Annotated in this window: 13 protein-coding genes; 8 read left to right on the top strand and 5 right to left on the bottom strand. The window is 65.8% G+C overall.

Going from position 1 to position 15904, the window contains the following annotated elements; all coding sequences use genetic code 11:
• Positions 1-115: 115 nt before the first annotated feature.
• The 4 genes from AX756_RS05600 to acsA are packed head-to-tail and all read right to left on the bottom strand — an operon-like array spanning position 116 to position 5291.
• Positions 116-364 carry an acyl carrier protein gene (locus AX756_RS05600; protein WP_068309466.1) on the bottom strand — a complete coding sequence of 83 codons (249 nt, stop codon included), beginning with the start codon at positions 362-364 and terminating at the stop codon, positions 116-118.
• The gene (locus AX756_RS05595; RefSeq protein ID WP_068309465.1) at positions 361-1554 is read right to left on the bottom strand and encodes a dihydrolipoamide acetyltransferase family protein; all 1194 of its coding nucleotides are present in this window, start codon (positions 1552-1554) and stop codon (positions 361-363) included. Before AX756_RS05595 ends, AX756_RS05600 begins: the two co-directional genes overlap by 4 nt.
• A 3-nt stretch (positions 1555-1557) precedes the next feature.
• Positions 1558-3552, bottom strand: coding sequence for a pyruvate dehydrogenase (acetyl-transferring) E1 component subunit alpha (pdhA, locus tag AX756_RS25010; RefSeq protein WP_231700985.1), 1995 nt, complete (start codon positions 3550-3552; stop codon positions 1558-1560).
• Entirely contained in the window at positions 3549-5291 is a 1743-nt protein-coding gene (gene acsA / locus AX756_RS05585) for an acetate--CoA ligase (RefSeq protein ID WP_068309464.1), read from the bottom strand. The genes pdhA and acsA overlap by 4 nt, the downstream gene beginning before the upstream one ends.
• Positions 5292-5444: 153 nt before the next feature.
• On the opposite strand from acsA, the gene AX756_RS05580 reads away from it, so the two are divergent.
• From AX756_RS05580 to AX756_RS05545, 8 genes are all read left to right on the top strand, one after another.
• A complete protein-coding gene (locus tag AX756_RS05580; RefSeq protein WP_068309463.1) occupies positions 5445-6527 on the top strand; it encodes a 4Fe-4S dicluster domain-containing protein in 1083 nt (360 codons plus the stop codon).
• A gap of 3 nt (positions 6528-6530) precedes the next feature.
• On the top strand, positions 6531-7001 hold the full coding sequence (locus AX756_RS05575) for a cyclic nucleotide-binding domain-containing protein (RefSeq protein WP_068309462.1): 471 nt from the start codon (positions 6531-6533) through the stop codon (positions 6999-7001).
• Positions 6994-7842 (top strand): FAD/NAD(P)-binding protein, encoded by an 849-nt coding sequence (locus AX756_RS05570; protein ID WP_068309461.1) that lies wholly within the window; start codon positions 6994-6996, stop codon positions 7840-7842. The genes AX756_RS05575 and AX756_RS05570 overlap by 8 nt, the downstream gene beginning before the upstream one ends.
• 1 nt (position 7843) lies before the next feature.
• Positions 7844-8611 (top strand): NADH-quinone oxidoreductase subunit B family protein, encoded by a 768-nt coding sequence (locus AX756_RS05565; protein WP_068309460.1) that lies wholly within the window; start codon positions 7844-7846, stop codon positions 8609-8611.
• Positions 8604-9893: a Ni/Fe hydrogenase subunit alpha gene (locus AX756_RS05560; protein ID WP_068309459.1), complete on the top strand. Its 1290-nt coding sequence runs from the start codon at positions 8604-8606 to the stop codon at positions 9891-9893. Before AX756_RS05565 ends, AX756_RS05560 begins: the two co-directional genes overlap by 8 nt.
• Entirely contained in the window at positions 9886-10326 is a 441-nt protein-coding gene (locus AX756_RS05555; protein ID WP_068309458.1) for a hydrogenase maturation protease, read from the top strand. Before AX756_RS05560 ends, AX756_RS05555 begins: the two co-directional genes overlap by 8 nt.
• Before the next feature lie 118 nt (positions 10327-10444).
• On the top strand, positions 10445-12829 hold the full coding sequence (gene ppsA, locus AX756_RS05550; RefSeq protein ID WP_068309457.1) for a phosphoenolpyruvate synthase: 2385 nt from the start codon (positions 10445-10447) through the stop codon (positions 12827-12829).
• 145 nt (positions 12830-12974) lie between these two features.
• Positions 12975-14888, top strand: a complete 1914-nt coding sequence (locus tag AX756_RS05545) for a heavy metal translocating P-type ATPase (protein WP_068309456.1) — start codon at positions 12975-12977, stop codon at positions 14886-14888.
• Positions 14889-15076: 188 nt separating this feature from the next.
• Here the strand turns inward: AX756_RS05545 and AX756_RS05540 are convergent, their stop codons facing one another.
• Positions 15077-15868, bottom strand: a complete 792-nt coding sequence (locus tag AX756_RS05540; RefSeq protein ID WP_068309455.1) for an SDR family oxidoreductase — start codon at positions 15866-15868, stop codon at positions 15077-15079.
• Positions 15869-15904 lie beyond the last annotated feature (36 nt).

Here is a 15904-nt window from a genome sequence, read left to right as displayed (position 1 = left end):
ATGTCCGGAAAAGATCCAGCTACTCTTTCCTCGAATTTCCATGGTGAGCGCGCGCAAGGGCGCGGGGGCGAAGCCCCCACTTCCATTTCCACGATTGGCTGATTGTGGCTCCCTCTCAGGCCGCCATTCTCCTGCTCAGATAAGAAGCGGCCAGCGCAGGCGTGGCGATCTCCACATACTCCTTCTCGGGAATATCCACTCCGAGGCGCGCATGAATCGCGGCCACGAGGTTCAGAACATCCATCGAATCCAATTCGAGATCGTCCTGGATGTGGTCGTCTTCACCGATCTCGTCGAACTCCAGGTCCGGAGCGACCCTGAGGAGTTCCTCCAGAAAGACGGTTCTTGCTTCATCCTGTGTCATAGGGCCTCCGGGTTTTGCAAAGCCGCTTCGATCTCGGCGAGGAAACGATTGGCCTGACGGCCATCGCTGACGCGGTGATCGGCGGAAAGGGTGAAAGTGGCGAGAAGCCGCGGGACAACCGTGTCCTCCACCACCCATGGCCGGATCTTCGGCGCACCGATGGCCAGAAGCGCCACCTGCGGCGGGAAAATAATGCCTGCCATCGCGTCAGCTCCCTTTTCGCCCAATGCAGAGACGGTCAGCGTTCCGCTGGTCATCTCCGAGGAGCGCAGGCGCATGGCACGGGCACGGGCAACGAGGTCCTTCATCGCCGCCATCAGGTCGGGCAGCGCGAGCGTGTCGGCCTCCGGGATGGCCGGTGCGATCAACCCGCCACCGCGCAGGGCGACGGCAACGCCGAGATTGACCTGTGGCGCGGGCGTGAAGCCCTCCGCGCCGTAATGCCCGTTCATCTCCTTCACCTTGGCCGCCGCAAGCGCCGCGGCCTTCATGAAGAGGGTACCAAGCAGGATACGCTGCGCAGGCGGAACATCGCTATTTCGAGCCGCCAGCCAGTCGGAAGCGGCCTGGATATCGACGCTCTGGGACAGTTGGAAATGCGGGATCTCGCGCTTGGAGCGCTGCATCGCCGCCGCAATGGCCTTGCGCATCTCGGCCATGGCATCGGCCGGCTTCGCGGGTTTGGGCGTTTCACGGCTCGCGGGCGCGGTAGCTTCGACATCAGCGAGAACCACGGCCCCGCCCGGGCCGCTGCCCTTGAGCGCGCCAAGGTCCACGCCACGTTCGGACGCCCGTTGCCGGGCCGCCGGGGAGGCGGCGATGCCGAGCGTGGCGGGCCTTGGTTGCAGGCATTCAGAGGCAGCGGGTGGCACCGTCGCCAATTCGGGCGCAGGCGCGACCGCCTCCGGAACCGTTCCGGTTGTCGGCGCCGCCGGAGCAGACGACGGCGCCTCCCCCTTGGCCAGGATCGTCGCGAGCGGGGCGCCGACGGGCAGCTTGGCGCCTATCTCCGCATCCAGCGACTGAATGATCCCGTCCTCGAAGATCTCGATCTCGATAGCCCCTTTCTGGGTTTCCACGACGGCGACGATGTCCCCGCGCTTCACCACGTCCCCCGGCGCGACAAGCCATTCAACCAGCGTTCCGGCTTCCATGTCGGCGCCAAGGCTTGGCATCTGGAACACGCCCATGGCTCACCTCCCCAGCGTGGCTTTGGCCGCGGCAACGATCTGCGGCACCTGCGGGATGGCGGCCTGCTCCAGATGGGCCGGATAGGGGATCGGCACCTCGGCCGAACAGACCCGGCCAACCGGCGCGTCCATGTACCAGAAGACCTGCTCATGGATGCGCGCCGCGATCTCGGCCGAGAGCGAACCGCTCTTCCAGCCTTCATCGACAATCACCGCCCGCCGCGTGCGGCCCACCGATTCCATGATAGTCGCATCGTCCAGCGGACGCAGCACCCGCAGGTCGATCACCTCGGCTTCGATGCCGTCTGCGGCCAGCGCCTCGGCGGCCTCCATCGCCTTGTGGAGCGAACCGCCATAGGTGATGAGCGTCACGTCATTGCCCTGCCGTCGGATCGCGGCCTTCGAGATATCCACCGGGCCGGCATTCCGGTCCAACTGGCCGGTGCGGTTGTAGAGCATCACGTTTTCGAAGATCAGCACCGGGTCGGGGTCTTCCAGTGCCGTCCAGAGCATGCCGCGGGCATCCTCCAGCGTGGCGGGTGCCAGCACCTTCAGCCCCGGAATATGGGCGAACCATCCTTCCAGCGAATGCGAGTGCTGCGCGGCCAATTGCTTGCCCGCGCCGGTCGCCATGCGGATCACCACCGGCACGCCAAAGGCCCCACCCGACATGTGGCGGATCGTGGCGGCGGTGTTGAGGATCTGGTCGAGTGCGAGCAACGAGAAGTTCACCGTCATCACCTCGACGATGGGCCGCATGCCATTGGCGGCAGCCCCGATCCCTGCGCCTGTGAAGCCGGATTCCGAGAGCGGCGTGTCGCGGATTCGCTCTTCGCCGAACTCCTCCAGCAGGCCCTTGGAGACCGCGTAGCAGCCACCATAGGCGCCCACATCCTCGCCCATCAGGAAGACACGCTTGTCGCGCTTGAGCGCGTCGCGGATGCCCTGCTTGACGGCTTCGCGATAGGTCACCTCCTCGGTCTGGCCAGAGGGCGCTACCGGAAGCGGGTCCGGGCGCGGCTCGGCCATGGTGTGTTTGGCCAGGTCCTCCACCGGCTCCCATGTCCCGTTCTCCGCAAAATCGACGGCGAGCTTGATCTCGGCATCGACCATCTCCTCGATCCGGGTGATATCCTCCGGGTGCAGCAATGCGTTCTCCAGCAACCAGTCCTGGAAGCGGTGGATCGGGCCGCGCTTGCGCCAGCTCTCGATCTCTTCCTTGCTGCGATAGAGCTGCGCATCGAACATCGAATGCGGCCGGAAGCGATAGGTCTTGCACTCCAGGAAGACCGGCTTGCCGTTCTCCCGGATGTGCCGGATGGCAGAGCGCGCCGCGACTTCCACCGCGACCACGTCCATGCCGTCGACCTGCCGGCTTTCGATGCCGTAGGCCGTGGCCTTGTCGTGGATATCGGTGTCGGAATCGTAGCGCTCGATGGCGGTACCCATGGCGTAGCCGTTGTTTTCGCACACGAACAGCACCGGCAGGTTCCAAAGCGCGGCGAGGTTCATCGTCTCGTGAAACTCGCCCTCCGCTGCCGCGCCATCGCCGAAGAAGCAGGCAGTGACGTGGTTGTCGCCCCTGAGCCGGTCGGCCAGCGCGATGCCGGCTGCCAGCGGCAGCCCGCCTCCGACAATGGCATTGCCACCGTAGAAATTGGTCGCGGCGTCGAAGACATGCATCGAGCCGCCACGGCCACCCGAGCTGCCCTCGGCCTTGCCGTACATCTCGGCCATGACCTCGGTCATGGGCACCCCGCGCGCCAAGGCCTGGCCGTGCTCGCGATAGGTGGCGACGATCTTGTCATCGGGGCCTAGCACCGGGATCACCCCGGCGGCAATCGCCTCCTCGCCGTCATAGAGATGCAGGAAGCCGCGGATCTTTTCCTGCTGATAGAGCTCAGCGCATTTATCCTCGAACTTCCGGATCCGGATCATTCCCGTCAGCAGCGACAGGACGTGGTCTCGCGTCAGGCGCGGTTTGTCCATCACGGTCATGTCTCGTCAGTCTCCAGGGTTGAAATATCCCCCTCGGGCAGGCCCAGTTCGCGCGCCTTCAGCAGGCGGCGCATGATCTTGCCCGAACGGGTCTTGGGCAGCGTGTTGCGGAAGACGATCTCGCGCGGTGCGACGGCCGGTCCGAGCTTCTTGCGAGCATGGCCGCGGATCGAGCGTTCAAGCTCCTCGTTTGGGGTGAAGCCCGGTACCAGCGTGACATAGGCCTTGATGACCTCGCCCGCCGTCTCGTCCGGCACGCCGATGACGCCCGCCTCGGCCACCGCCTCGTGCTCGATCAGCGCACTTTCGACCTCGAACGGGCCGACAAGGTGACCGGAGGATTTGATCAGGTCATCAGCACGGCCAACGAACCAGTAATAGCCCTCTGCATCCCGCATCGCGAGATCGCCCGAAAGGTACCAGCCATCGACGAAGCACTTGTCATAGCGCGCCTGCTCGTCGAGATAGGTCCGCATCATCGAGGGCCAGCCGGGCCGCAGCGCCAGCTCGCCGATATCGCCGTCGCCAAGCTCCTTCACGCCGGTGCTTGTGCGCTCGACGATCCCGGCCTTGATGCCCGGCATGGGCTTGCCCATGGAGCCGGGCCGCACGTCCTGTGCGGCAAGGTTGGCGATCATGATGCCGCCGGTCTCGGTCTGCCACCAGTTGTCGTGGAAGGGCTTGCCGAAGACCCGGTTCGACCAGACCACCGCCTCGGGGTTCAGCGGTTCCCCGACAGAGGCCAGGAAACGCAGGCCGGAGAAGTCATAGGGCTTCGTCGCCTCGTCCCCTGCCCGCATCATCATGCGGATCGCGGTCGGCGCCGAATACCAGACCTCGACCTTCTCCTGCTCGACGGTTCCGTACCAGCGGTCGAGATCGAACTCCGCCTCGTCGACGATCATCGTCACCCGGTTCACCAACGGCGAAATGATGCCGTAGGAGGTGCCGGTCACCCAGCCGGGATCGGCGGTGCACCAGTAGATCGTGCCAGGCGTCAGCTCCAGCGCGTAGTGCCCGGACATCGCGTGATACATCACCGCCTTGTGCACATGCACCGCGCCCTTGGGCTTTCCGGTGGTGCCGGAGGTGAAATGGATCAGCGCCCGGTCCTCGGGCATGGTCCGCGCGGTCTCGAATTCCGGGCTGGCTTCTGCCATCGCCGGAGCAAGGGCGACGCAACCCTCGGGCGCCTCGTCGCCGACGATCAGCACCAATTTCAGCGTCGGGATCTCGGCGCACCATTTCGCAATCTTGCGGCGGTAGAGCGACTCGGTCGTCACCAGCGCCTTCGCCGAACCGATTTCCATGCGGGTACGGATCGGCTCCGGCCCGAAGGCCGAGAAGAGTGGCGTGAAGATCAGCCCCGCCTTCAACGTGCCAAGCGCGGTCACGTAAAGCTCGGGCACCCGCCCCATCAGGCCGAAAACGCTGTCGCCGCGCTCCAGCCCATGCGCCATCAGCACATTGGCAAAGCGCGATGTGCGTTCGGCAAGATCGGCATAAGTGATCTCCTCGCGGGCATCACCCTTGCCGAGCCAGCGGATCGCGACCTGCGCGCCGTGGCCGGCGGCGACATGGCGGTCCACCGCCTCGTGGGCGATGTTGAGCGCGCCGTCCGGCAGGCCGTCCAGCATGGCCTCCGCAATGTCCCAGGTGAACGTTTCACGCGTCTCGTCCGGATGGGGAAGAGACGCACCTCGAGTCCCTCCGGACTCCTTCCGGATCGTCCCAAGCATGTTGGATTCCTCCCGCCGCAATTGTCGCACTCCGCGCGGCGCCCCGCCATGACCCACGTCAACGCCAGACCGATCAAAATCAAGAATTATAGGGCATCGGCCGCGGCTCACGGCCGCGCGGGCGCCGAAGCGGGAGGATTGCCGGAGGCAGCGATGGCGGAGAGCTATTTTCTGACCGATCCACGCCGATTGCTGGAGGACTGGCTTTCGGCAGGGTGGCGCGTTATCGCGCCGCTCCTGCGCGATGATGCGCTTGTTCCGGACATCCTGCACGACCCCGACGCGCTGCCGCGAGGATATACCGACCAACAGGCGCCGGGCCGATACCGGCTGGTGCCCGGCGATAGCGAGCGCTGGTTCGATGCCGTTGTCGGTCCGCAAGGCTGGAAGCGCTGGCTGCACCCGCCCGAGCGCAAGCTCTGGTCGGCACGGCGCGGCGAGACCGGTTTCGAGGTAACCCCTGACACGGAGGACTGGCCAGCAACGATCTTTTTCGGTGTCCGCCCCTGCGATCTGGCCGCCATTGCACGGCAGGCGGAGGTTTTCCGCCGCGCGGGCGATCCCGCCTATACCACGCGCCTCGCGGCCACGCGGATCGTGGCGGTCAATTGCGGGCGCAGCGCGGAGACCTGTTTCTGCGCCTCCATGCAGACCGGGCCGGGGGCGCGGTCGGCTCATGACCTGGCGCTGACGGAAATCGAAGGCGGTCTTCTGGTAGAGATCGGCAGCAAAGATGGGACGGCGATGCTCGAAGGGCGCGCCCTGCCCACCGCGACGCCTGCGCAGGTTCAGCAAGCCGCCCTGCGGATCGAAGCTGCAGCCACCTCCCAGCCCCGTGCCATGCCGGCGAAGATCGCTAAGCGGCTGCAAGAAGTTCCAGACGACCCGCATTGGGAGGAAATCGCCAGTCGCTGCCTGCATTGCGCCAATTGCACCGCCGTCTGCCCGACCTGTTTTTGCACCGATGTGACAGACCGTACATCGCTCGACGGCAAGACGGCCGAGCGGTGGCAACGCTGGGATAGCTGTTTCTCGCTCGATTTCAGCTTCTTGAATGGCGGCCCGGTCCGCAGCAGCACCGCCGCGCGCTATCGCCAGTGGATGACGCACAAGCTGTCCAGCTGGCACGAACAGTTCGGAAGCTCCGGCTGCACCGGTTGCGGGCGATGCATCACGTGGTGTCCGGCGGGGATAGATCTGGTTGCCGAGGCGGGGGCCTTGGCCAAGGGGGAGTAGGTCATGAAAACACAAAGCATCGCAGAGCTTCTGTCCGAACATTCGATCCTGGGCCGCTTTGACACGGACTCGATCGAAATGCTGGCCGGATGCGCCCGCAATCTCCATTTCGGCGCGGGAGAGATGATCCAGCGCGAGGGGGAGCCGGCGGCGCTGGTCCATGTGTTGCGCACGGGCGATGTCGCCATCGAGATTTCCGCCGCCCATATCGCGCCCACCGTGGTCGAGACGGTCCATGGCGGCGACATTCTCGGCTGGGGATGGCTGATCCCGCCTTACCGGACGATGTTCGACGCCCGCGCCATGACAGAGGTCTCCTGCGTCGCGCTCGACGCCGCCTGCCTGCGGGGCAAATGCGACGCGGACCCGATGCTGGGCTACCAGTTGTTCAAATACTGGCTGCCGCATCTGGCCGCGCGGTTCCGCGCGCAACGACTTCAGGTGGCCGATCTTTACGGGCGCGACGATGATTGACCCGGTCCGGATACCGTCGGCCCTGTTGCCCCGGCTGTTCCGGGTTGTCGAGAATTGCCCCGAATTGTCCGATGTCAGCACGCTGGCGATCCTCCCCGTCGACGGCACGCTGGATGCCGGCAGACCGGGGCAGTTCAACATGCTCTACGCCTTTGGCGTGGGCGAGATCGCGATCTCCATCTCCGGCAACCCCTCCGATAACAGCGCTCTGCTCCATACGATCCGCAATGTCGGGGCGGTCTCGGGCGCGCTCTGCGCTCTGCGCGAAGGCGCCACTCTGGGCCTGCGCGGACCGTTCGGCACGCCCTGGCCCCTGACCGACCAGACGGGGCGCGACCTGCTCTTCATTGCCGGCGGGCTCGGCCTTGCCCCCCTCCGGTCCGCGATCCTTCAGGCGCTCGCCATGCGGTCCGCCTTCCGCTCCATTTCCCTCCTGGTCGGGGCGCGTAGCCCGTCGCAGATCCTTTACCCCGCGCAACTGGCCGATTGGGCGGGCGGCGGCGCTCTGCGCCTGTCGCTGACGGTGGACCGGGCCATTCCGGGCTGGACCGGCATGGTGGGCGTGGTCACGACGCGGCTCGAGCGGGCGCTGGAAGGGTGCGATCCGGCAAATGTCAGCGCGCTGGTCTGCGGGCCGGAGGTGATGATGCGTCATTGCTGCCTTGCGCTCGAAGACATGGGTGTGCCGTCCTCGGCGCAATGGATCAGCATGGAGCGCAACATGAAATGCGCCACAGGAAGCTGCGGGCACTGCCAGTTCGGGCCCGATTTCGTCTGCCGGGACGGCCCGGTTTTCCGCTGGGACAGGATCGCCGAGCGGCTCCGGATACGGGAGATCTGAGATGGACAAGCCGCGCATCGCCGTCTGGAAATTCGCCTCCTGCGATGGCTGCCAGTTGAGCCTGCTCGATTGCGAGGAGGAATTGCTGGATATCGTGGGCGCCGTCCATATCGCGCATTTCCTCGAAGCCAGCAGCCGGGTCGAAACCGGCCCCTACGATATTTCCTTCGTCGAAGGCTCGATCACCACCGCGGCCGATGCCGAGCGCATCCATGCCATCCGCGCCGCCTCCAAGCTGCTCGTCACGATCGGTGCCTGCGCCACGGCGGGCGGGATACAGGCGCTGCGCAACACGCGCGCGCTCGGGGATCTGGTGCAGGCAGTCTACCCGGTGCCGGAGCTGATCGAGGTTCTGGACCGCTCGACGCCAATTGCAGCCCATGTCACGGTCGACGCGGAGCTACGTGGCTGCCCTGTCTCGCGGCAACAATTGCTGGAATTCGTCGCCGCCGCACTCGCAGGGCGCAAACCGGATCTGCCCGAAGTGTCGCAATGCGTCGAGTGCAAGCGCGCCGGCACGGCCTGCGTGATGGTAGCCAATGGCACCCCCTGCCTTGGGCCGGTCACACGTGCGGGCTGCGGCAATCTCTGCCCGCGCGTCGGGCGCGGTTGCTACGGCTGTTTCGGCCCGGTCGAAGGGGCGAATTGCGTGGCACTCTCGGAGCAACTCGACGCGCTTGGACTGAACGGCCATGCGATTGCGGCGCTCTACCGAAACTTCAATTCGGGCGCGGCGGCATTTTCCGAGGAGGCGGCACGGCATGACTGAGCGGAAAATCACGGTGAATGCCCTTGCCCGCGTCGAAGGCGAAGGGGCGCTCAATGTCCGGATCAGAGGCGGGGAAGTGGAGATCGTCGAGTTTCGCATCTTCGAACCGCCGCGCTTTTTCGAAGGGTTGCTTCAGGGGCGTGATGCCACCGAGGCGCCAGACATCACCAGCCGCATCTGCGGCATCTGCCCGGTGGCCTACATCACCTCGGCCAGCCAGGCGGTGGAGCAAGCCTGGGGCGTGGAGATCACGCCGGAGATCGCCGCGCTGCGCCGGCTGATGTATTGCGGCGAGTGGATCCAGAGCCACGTGCTACACGCCGCCATGCTGCACGCGCCGGATTTCCTTGGGCTACACGATGTGATCGCGATCTCCGAGGTCGATCCGGAGCTTGTGACCACGGCACTGCGGCTCAAGAAGCTCGGCAATGACCTGATGGAGGTGATCGGCGGGCGGGCCGTCCACCCGATCAACACCCGGGTCGGCGGCTTCTTCAAGGCGCCCGACAGCGCCGAGATCGTCGCGCTCCTTCCAGAGTTGGAATGGGGCATCGCCGCCGCGCGCGAGATGGCGCTGCGCTTTGCCCGCTTCGATTTCCCCGAGGACGCGTGCGACTACATCTTCGTGGCGCTGGTGCACCCGGAGCATTACCCGATCGAAACCGGCCGGATCGCCACCAGCACCGGGCTCGATATCGCCGTCGATGCCTTCCACGCGCATTTCATGGAAGAACAAGTGGCCCGCTCCATGGCCTTGCATGGCCGGATGCGGAACGGATCGGCCTATCTCGTCGGCCCGCTCGCGCGCTACGCGCTGAACCGGGCACGGCTCTCCGACACGGCCAAACAGACGGCCAAGGATTGCGGGCTGAACGAGGTTGAATGCAACCCGTTCAAGTCGATCCTCGTGCGCATGGTCGAGGTGCAATATGCCTGCGAGGAAGCGCTGCGGCTGGCGCGCGCCTATGTGCCGCCCGATCCGCCCTCGGTACCGCTGACGCCACGGGCGGGAACCGGCCAGGGCTGCTCGGAGGCGCCGCGCGGCATCTGCCATCACCGCTACGAGATCGACGAGGCCGGGCAGATCGTGACGGCCACCATCGTGCCACCGACCTCGCAGAACCAACCGCAGATCGAGGCCGACCTCGAACGGGTGATCCGCGCATCGCTCGCGCTTGACGACGCTGCGCTGCAATGGCGCTGCGAGCAGGTGATCCGCAACTACGATCCCTGCATTTCCTGCGCGACGCATTTCCTCAAGCTCTCGGTCGAACGTGGCTGAGGGGCGCCTGCATGTCGGGATCGGCAACCCGCTGCGGCGCGATGACGGCGTCGGGCCGTGGATCGCGCAACAGCTGAACGAGACCGGCCAGCGGGCGCGTATCTGGCAAACCGATGGCGCCGGGTTGATCGACCTCTTCGACACCGAAGCAGCGTTGGTGCTGATCGACGCGACCCGCAGCGGCGCGCCCGCGGGCACCCTCACCCGCTTCGATGCCATAGCCACGCCCCTGCCCCGCCCGCTCTTTCACAACTCCACGCACGAATTCGGCCTGGCAGAAGCGGTGGAGCTTGCCCGGCGGCTGGGACGGCTTCCCGCAAGGCTGGAGGTGATCGGGATCGAGGGGGTGGATTTCACGCCCGGCAAGGGGCTGTCCGAAGCCGTGCGGGAAACGGCAGCACGTCTCGTAACCGCGCTCGGCGAAGTTGGCTGAAATTCCGCAAATTTCCGCTGCGAATCCCGGCATTCCATGACCCCGATCAACGCGCGCGGGGTGCAAAAACGCTACACTCCAAACGGGATACGTGTGTCGATCTTTGGGAGGAGCTTCCATGTACGATACAGCAAAAAATCTTGTCTGGTTTGAAGAGTTGGGACGCGAGGACGTGCCGCAAGTGGGCGGCAAGAATGCCTCGCTGGGAGAAATGGTGCGCATGCTTGGCGAAAGGGGAATCGCCGTTCCGCCGGGCTTCGCGACCACCTCGGACGTTTATCGGCGCTACATCCGGGAGAACAACCTGCAGGCGCTTGTCAAAAGCACGCTTGAGGATCTCGCCCGCGAACGTGTCACGTTGCAGGAGGCCGGCAAGCTGATCCGCGCCGAAATCCGCGCCGGGCGCTGGCCTGACGAGATCGAGGCCGATATCCGCGCCGCCTATCGCGCCCTGGGTGAGCGTGTCGGGATTGCCGAACCTTCCGTGGCCGTGCGCTCCAGCGCGACGGCAGAGGACCTGCCGGACGCCTCGTTTGCCGGTCAGCAGGAGACATTCCTCAACGTGCGCGGCGAGGAAGAACTGCTGCGTGCCTGCCGGCATTGCTTCGCCTCGCTCTTCACCGACCGGGCGATTTCCTATCGCACGATGAAGGGGTTCGACCATCTGGCGGTGGCGCTCTCCATCGGCGTCCAGCTCATGGTGCGCTCCGACATCGGCGGCTCCGGCGTGATGTTCAGCCTCGATACCGAATCCGGCTTCGACAAGGTTGTTCTGATCAACGCCGCCTGGGGCTTGGGCGAAAACGTGGTTCAGGGCGCGGTCGATCCGGACGAGTACCAGGTCTACAAGCCCTTCCTCGGCCGCCCCGGCACCACGCCGATCATGCACAAGGCGCTCGGGGCCAAGGAGATCAAGATGATCTATGGCGGGGCCACCGGCGCCAAGACGCGCAACGTGGCCTGCTCGCGCAAAGAACAGGCGCAGTTCGTGCTTTCGGATGAAGAGATCCTCGAACTTTCTCGCATGGCCTGCACGATCGAGGACCATTACGGCCAGCCGATGGACATGGAATGGGCCCGCGACGGCGAGACCGGCAAGCTCTACATTGTTCAGGCCCGGCCGGAGACGGTACAGTCCCGCGTCGGTGGCGAGGTACTCAGATCCTACAGCATGAAGAATGCCGGCGAGAAGCTTCTCGAAGGGCTGAGCGTTGGCCTCTCCGTGGCTGCTGGCGAGGTCTGCCTGATTGAAAGCGCCGCCGATATCGCGCGCTTCGTGGACGGGGCGATCCTCGTCACCTCGATCACGGACCCGGACTGGGTGCCGATCATGAAACGCGCCTCCGCGATCATCACCGATCATGGCGGGCGCACCAGCCACGCCGCCATCGTCAGCCGCGAACTTGGCCTGCCGGCCATCGTCGGCACCGGCGAGGCGACCCATGTGCTGCATGACGGCCAGATGGTGACGGTGAACTGCGCCGAGGGCGACCGTGGGATGGTCTATGCCGGCAAGGCGGAGATCGAGGTGCAGGAAACCCAGCTCGGCGAGATGGCCGAGACCCGCACCAAGGTGATGCTGAACCTCGCCAACCCGGGCGCGGCCATGCGCTGGTGGCGGCTGCCGGCAGATGGTGTCGGGCTGGCACGGATGGAATTCGTGATCAGCAACGAGATCAAGGTCCACCCGCTGGCGCTGACCCGTTACGACCAGCTGAAATCCGACGAGGACAAGGCGGCCATCGACGCGCTGACGCTCGGCTACGAGGACCGCAAGGACTTCTTCGTCGAGCGGCTCGCCATGGGGCTCTCCTGCATCGCGGCTCCCTGGTATCCGAACCCCTGCATCGTGCGGATGAGCGATTTCAAGACGAATGAATACGCCGCGCTGCTGGGCGGGGCACAGTTCGAGCCGGGCGAGGAAAACCCGATGATCGGCTTCCGCGGCGCGTCTCGCTACTACTCGGACGATTACAAGGACGGCTTCGCCCTCGAATGCCTGGCCATCAAGCGGCTGCGGGAGGAAATGGGCTTCGACAACGTGCTCGTCATGATCCCCTTCTGCCGCTCGCCCGAGGAGGCCGACAAGGTGCTCGCGGTGATGGCCGAACATGGGCTTGTGCGGGGCGAAAACGGGCTTGAGGTTTACGTGATGTGCGAGATCCCCTCGAACGTGATCGTTGCCGAAGAGTTCGCCAAGCGCTTCGACGGCTTCTCCATCGGTTCCAACGACCTCACGCAGCTCACGCTGGGCATCGACCGCGACAGCGCGGGGCTGGCCTACCTGTTCCGCGAGCGTGATCCTGCGGTGCTGTGGATGATCGAGACGGTCATTGCCAAGGCCAACGCGGCAGGGGCCAAGATCGGGCTATGCGGACAGGCACCGAGCAACGATCCGGGCTTTGCCCGCCTGCTGGTGGCCGCCGGGATCGGCTCGATCTCGGTCACGCCGGACAGTTTTGTCGCCGTGAAGACCAATGTGATGGAGGCCGAGGCAGGCTGAGCATTTCGGCGCACAGCACAACCAAGCAAAGCCCGTGAAACGGCACGCGCCCCCCAAGACCGGACCTCGACAATATGTCCGATGGAGGGCGCGTGGCCATCAGGGTAGGACGGCTGCGTTTCCATGACAAATCGGGGCCGTCAGCATGTTCAGGATCAAGGATGAAGACAAGCCGCTGATCCTGACCGGGCTGACGCTGGCGGGCATGCTGTTGGCTGCCATTGCGCATTGGCTCCTGCCTTCCGAGCTCGCATGGGGGCCTGTGGCCGGAAGCCTCGCGCTGCTTCTCGTCTACGCCGCCGGTGGCGTTCCGGCCGGGCTGCGGGCGCTGGAAGCGCTCTGGCTCGAGCATGAGTTGGATATCGACCTGCTGATGGTGGTCGCCGCCTTGGCCGCCGCGCTGGTTGGCGCCGCTTTCGAGGGTGGCGTGCTGCTGGCGCTTTTCAGCCTGTCGACCACGCTGGAGGAACGCGCCATGGGCCGCGCCCGGCGCGCCATCGAGTCGCTTATGGAGTTGCGGCCCGACACAGCGCTGCGCCGCACCGATGCCGGCACCGAGGAGGTCCCGCTCGAGGCGCTTGTTCCCGGCGACGTGGTCATCCTGCGCCCTGGCGCGCGCGTGCCGGTGGATGGCGAGGTGCTCGAAGGCGAAGGCGAGATCGATGAATCCAGCATTACCGGGGAATCGGTTCCGGTCCTGAAAACCCCCGGCGCGCAGGTTTTCGAAGCCACCGTGAACCAGAACGGAATCCTCGCGGTGCGCGTCGACCGACCGCTCGCGGAAAGCACCGTGGCGCGCATGATCGCGCTCGTCACGGAAGCACAGGCAGCCCGTGCCCCCTCCGAGCAATTCTCCGACTGGTTCGGCCAACGCTACACGATTGCCGTGCTGGTTGGTTCGGCGCTGGCGTTTTTGGCTTTCCTGCTGCTTGGCAATGGTTGGAACCAGGCGCTCTACCGTGCCGCCACGTTGCTGGTGGCGGCCAGCCCCTGCGCCATCGTGATCTCGGTTCCCGCGGCGATCCTGTCCGCGCTCTCGGCCTCGGCGCGCGGCGGCGTGCTCTTCAAGGGCGGCGCGGCGCTCGAAACCCTCGCCTCGGTCACCACCTTCGCCTTCGACAAGACCGGCACCCTGACCACCGGCCGGCAAGAGCTGAGCGGCATCCACTGCACCGGCGACGAAACCGCGTTCCTCGCGCGCCTGGCCGGCTTGGAGGCCCAGTCCGAACATCCGATCGCCGAAGCGATCCGCCGCGCCGCCAAGGAACGGCAGGTCGTCCCCACCGAGATACGCGAGGCGCGCGCAGTGCCGGGCGAAGGCATCGTCGGCCTCGATGACATAGGCGTCGTCTGGGCGGGCAATGAACGGCTGGCCAACCGCATGGCCAAACACAGCGCGCCCATGGATTGCCCGGCCTTCCTCGCCGCGCTGCACGACACGCCGATGACGCTGATCATGATGGGGCGCGGGGCGCGTATCGACGGCGTGGCGATGGTTGCGGACGAGCCGCGCACAACCGCCCGCGCCGGGCTGGATGCGCTGCGCCGGCGCGGGGTCGGCCACCTCGCCATGGTAACCGGGGACCGCCGCGCCGTGGCCGACCGGGTGGGTGCCGAACTGGGCTTCGCGCCCGACGCCATCCATGCCGACCTGCGCCCGGAGGACAAGGTGGAGATCGTGGCCGGATTGGCCGAAAAGACCCGCGTGGCCTTTGTCGGAGACGGCGTGAACGACGCCGCCGCCCTGGCCCGGGCCGATGTCGGCATCGCGATGGGCGTGGCCGGCTCCGAGGTCGCCCTTCAGGCCGCCGACGTGGCCCTGCTGTCGGATGACCTGCGCCGGCTGGCGGCAGCGCACAAGCTCGCACAGCGCGCCGCGCGCATCATCCGCCAGAACCTCATCTTCGCCTCAGGCGCCATGGTAACACTGGTTACGGCCGGACTGTTTTTTCACCTGCCCCTGCCCTTGGCCGTGATCGGTCATGAAGGCGGCACCGTGCTGGTGGTTCTCAACGGGCTGCGCCTGCTGGCCGATCCGATCCGCCAGGCGCAGGACTAGGCCGCAAGGAAGGCCGCGTAGCGCGTGCAGACGATCCTTCGGTTCGCAACTCCGGCGGGCGTATTTTCGGGAAGGATGAAACCGTTGCCGCTTTCTTCCTCTTTCCTCAGGTATCCGGGGGAGGGCGCTCGCAAGAGCGCCGGGGCAAAGCCCCCGGTGCAAACGGCACCAGTCTGTAGACCGCGTTGCTATTCGTCGCGCGACGGCGTTGCCGCGGACCCGGCCAAAAGGCCGCCATCTATATTGAGCTCGGCACCCGTCATATAGGCCGCGCCGTCACTGGCCAGCATCAGCGCAAGCGCCGCCACCTCTTGCACCGTTCCAAACCGCCGCAGGGGCGTGTCGGCCACGAGCGCGGCCATGCGGCTATCACGGTCAGGCCCATCGCCCAGCATCGGCTCCCACATCGGCGTCAGGATCGCGGCCGGGTGGATCGAGTTGCAGCGAATGGCCAACCCCTGCTCCGCGCAATAGAGCGCCACCGTTTTCGTATGGTTGCGAATGGCCGCCTTGGAGGAGGCATAGGCCGCAGCGCCAGGAATGCCGACCATTCCCGACCGCGAAGAGATATTGATGATCGAGCCGGATCCGGCAGCTCGCATCGCGCCGATCGCGTAGCGGCAGCCCAGAAACGTGCCGTCCAGGTTGACCCTGTGCACGGCGCGCCAATCCTCAAGACTGGCATGTTCCGGATCTTGCGGCGCGGCGCTCTCCTCGAACCCCGTGACACCCGCATTGTTCACCAGCACATCGATCCTGGGCCAGGCGGCTTTCAGCGCGTCCCAATCGGCCTCGTTGGAGACATCCAGACGCCGAGAACTCCCGCCGATATTAAGGGCGGCTTTCTCGGCCGCCTTTTCATCCTTGTCGGTCACGACGACCTGCCCGCCAGCCTCGGCAAAGGCGCGGGCGATTCCGGCACCGATCCCCCGCCCTGCCCCGGTCACGACGCAGATCTTGCCGGACAGATCCGAACTCATGCAATGCTCCACACTGTTACGCTCGGAATTAGGCCC

The sequence above is a fragment of the Aliiruegeria sabulilitoris genome, from assembly GCF_001558155.1.
Lineage (GTDB): Bacteria > Pseudomonadota > Alphaproteobacteria > Rhodobacterales > Rhodobacteraceae > Tropicimonas > Tropicimonas sabulilitoris.
Note: the sequence above shows the minus strand (reverse complement) of the source record. Positions and strands in the feature narration are given on the sequence as shown.

Bases quoted from the DNA above. Each gene is read 5' to 3' on its own strand.
- AX756_RS05600 (WP_068309466.1), bottom strand. From the start codon at position 364: ATGACACAGGATGAAGCAAGAACCGTCTTTCTGGAGGAACTCCTCAGG.
- AX756_RS05595 (WP_068309465.1), bottom strand. From the start codon at position 1,554: ATGGGCGTGTTCCAGATGCCAAGCCTTGGCGCCGACATGGAAGCCGGA.
- pdhA (WP_231700985.1), bottom strand. From the start codon at position 3,552: ATGACCGTGATGGACAAACCGCGCCTGACGCGAGACCACGTCCTGTCG.
- acsA (WP_068309464.1), bottom strand. From the start codon at position 5,291: ATGCTTGGGACGATCCGGAAGGAGTCCGGAGGGACTCGAGGTGCGTCT.
- AX756_RS05580 (WP_068309463.1), top strand. From the start codon at position 5,445: ATGGCGGAGAGCTATTTTCTGACCGATCCACGCCGATTGCTGGAGGAC.
- AX756_RS05575 (WP_068309462.1), top strand. From the start codon at position 6,531: ATGAAAACACAAAGCATCGCAGAGCTTCTGTCCGAACATTCGATCCTG.
- AX756_RS05570 (WP_068309461.1), top strand. From the start codon at position 6,994: ATGATTGACCCGGTCCGGATACCGTCGGCCCTGTTGCCCCGGCTGTTC.
- AX756_RS05565 (WP_068309460.1), top strand. From the start codon at position 7,844: ATGGACAAGCCGCGCATCGCCGTCTGGAAATTCGCCTCCTGCGATGGC.
- AX756_RS05560 (WP_068309459.1), top strand. From the start codon at position 8,604: ATGACTGAGCGGAAAATCACGGTGAATGCCCTTGCCCGCGTCGAAGGC.
- ppsA (WP_068309457.1), top strand. From the start codon at position 10,445: ATGTACGATACAGCAAAAAATCTTGTCTGGTTTGAAGAGTTGGGACGC.
- AX756_RS05545 (WP_068309456.1), top strand. From the start codon at position 12,975: ATGTTCAGGATCAAGGATGAAGACAAGCCGCTGATCCTGACCGGGCTG.
- AX756_RS05540 (WP_068309455.1), bottom strand. From the start codon at position 15,868: ATGAGTTCGGATCTGTCCGGCAAGATCTGCGTCGTGACCGGGGCAGGG.